This window comes from Cellulomonas pasadenensis (assembly GCF_047229365.1).
GTDB lineage: Bacteria > Actinomycetota > Actinomycetes > Actinomycetales > Cellulomonadaceae > Cellulomonas.
In genome coordinates, this window is record NZ_JBFTEP010000245.1 from 1 (window position 1) to 2,275 (window position 2,275).

At 79.8% G+C, this 2,275-nt stretch carries 2 protein-coding genes; both read left to right on the plus strand.

The features are described 5' to 3' along the window. Positions 1–1,782 (plus strand): transglutaminase domain-containing protein (locus AB6N23_RS18140; protein ID WP_412867356.1); only part of this gene is annotated, 1,782 nt, incomplete at its 5' end. Beyond that, on the plus strand, positions 1,779–2,275 hold a 497-nt coding region (locus AB6N23_RS18145; RefSeq protein ID WP_412867357.1), incomplete at its 3' end, for a DUF5684 domain-containing protein. The genes AB6N23_RS18140 and AB6N23_RS18145, both read left to right, overlap by 4 nt.

Consider the following 2,275-nt stretch of genomic DNA (forward strand, 5'->3'; position numbering starts at 1 on the left):
ACCGTCGGCCGGCTCGTGGCCGGGCTCGTGCTCGTCGGCCTCGCCGCCGGCGCCGCGGCCTGGGCCGCGCCCGGCACCCCGGGGTGGGCGCAGCGGCACGTGCTGCGCGAGGACGTCGAGCCGGTGCTCGCCGTGCAGCGCGAGCCGAGCCCGCTGACGTCGTACCGCGCGGCGTTCCGTGCCGACGCGTTCGACGCCGAGCTGTTCCGGGTCGCCGTGGACGGCACCGGCGTCGACCGCCTGCGCACCGCCGTGCTCGACGCCTACGACGGCGCGTCGTTCCGCGTCGGCGCCGACGGCGCGGCCGGCCGGTTCCTGCGGGTGCCGCGCTCGTCCACCGGCGGTGCGACCGCCGAGGTCGAGGTCGTGGTGGGCGACGCCTGGTCGGGCATCTGGGTGCCCGTGCCGTCGGGCGTCGTGGCGGCGCCGCGGTTCGCCGGCCTGCGCGCCGACGCGCTCGCGGCGGCGTTCTACCTCGGTCCCGACGACGGCTCCGCGGTGACCGTCGCCGACGGCGGGCCCGCCGGCCACGGGCTCGCGCCCGGCGACTCGTACCGCGTGGCCGCCGACCCGACCGCGGGCGACGACCCCGGCTCGCTCGCCGGCCCGGGCGAGGTCGACGCCGAGGCGCTCGCGGAGCAGCACCCGCAGCTCGCGGCCTGGGTGCAGGCGCAGCAGGTCGGCCGCGACGCCGACGGGCTCGTGACGCTCGTCGACCGCCTGCGCGCGCGCAGCTACCTCAGCCACGCCGTCGCGGACGACGCCGCGGCCGCCGCGTGGATCTCCGCGCTGCAGGCGCAGGCGCCGTACGTCTTCCAGACCAGCTACGCCGGGCACTCGCGCGCCCGCGTCGAGGAGCTCTTCACCGAGCTGCTCGAGCAGGAGGAGGCGCTCGGGCCCGGCGCCGACGACGCCGCGCTCGTCGCGGGCGTCGGCGACGACGAGCAGCTCGCGGCCGCCGCGGCCCTCGTCGCGCGCTACCTCGGCTACGAGTCGCGCGTCGTCATGGGCGTGCGCCTGGAGGACGTGCCGGGCGCGACCGTGCCGGCGTGCACCGACGTCTGCACGGGCGCGAACCTCGCCGCGTGGGTCGAGGTGCGCAGCCCCGGGGGCACGTGGGTCACCCTCGACGTCGACCCGCAGGTCGCGAACGCGCCGGTCCGCGTGGAGCAGGGCACGCAGGCGCCGCAGAACCCCACCACCGTCCAGCCGCCCGAGCTGCCCGTCGTCGACCCGCCGGTGCTGTCCCGCGACGGGGCCGGCACCGACACGAGCGACGCGGACGACTCCGCGCGCTTCGGCGACAGCCCGTGGCTCGCCGTGCTGCGCACCGTCGGGCTCGTCGCCGGCGGCCTCGCGCTCCTCGCCGCGCCGCTGCTCGTGCTGCCCGTCGCCAAGGCCGTGCGCCGTCGCCGGCGGCGCCACGCCGCCGTGCCGGAGGTCGCCGTCGTCGGTGCGTGGGCCGAGCTGGCGGACCGCGCGGCCGACCTCGGACGGCCGATCGCCGGGCCGACCCGCGCCGCCGCCGCGGCCGCGTCCGGCCGTCCCGGTGCCGCGCACCTCGCCGCGATCGTCGACCGCGCCGTGTTCGCGGCCGTGCCGCCCGGCCCCGACGACGCGGCCGAGGCGTGGGCGGCCAGCGACGCGGAGGTCGCCGCGCTCGCGCAGGAGCACCCGCCGTGGCGGCGGGTCGGTGCCGCGCTGAGCGGTGCCTCGCTGACGCGCGCGCTGCGCCCGGACCGGCACCGGGCCGAGGCCGTGTCGCCCGAGGAGGAGGAGTGAGCGTGCCGTTCGCGACGCCCGCGGAGGAGGCCGCCGCGGCCGAGGCCGTGCGGGCGACCGCGGTCGTCCTCGGCGGCGTCGGGCTGCTCGTGCTGCTCGTCTGCTGGGTCTGGTACAGCGCGGCGCTCGCGGCGCTGTTCCGGCGGCTCGGGGCGCCGACGTGGAAGGCGTGGACGCCGGTCGTGCAGGAGGTCGAGCTGTACGAGCGCGGCGGCGTGCCCGGCTGGTCGGCGCTGTACCTGTGCGTGCCGGTGGTGCAGCTGTGGGGCCTGGTCCTGCGCGGCGTCGCCGCCCACCGCATCGGGCGGTCCCTCGGGCGCGGGGCCGGTGCGACCGTGCTCGCCGTCCTGCTGCCGCCCGTGTGGGCGAGCGTGGTCGGCTGGACCCGCACGACGCGCGGTGCCACCGTCGAGGTCGCCACGGACGCCCCGGCGGGCGACGGCGTGCGCGGCGACACGCTGGGCGGCGCGGGGCGCACCGGTCCGGCGCCGGC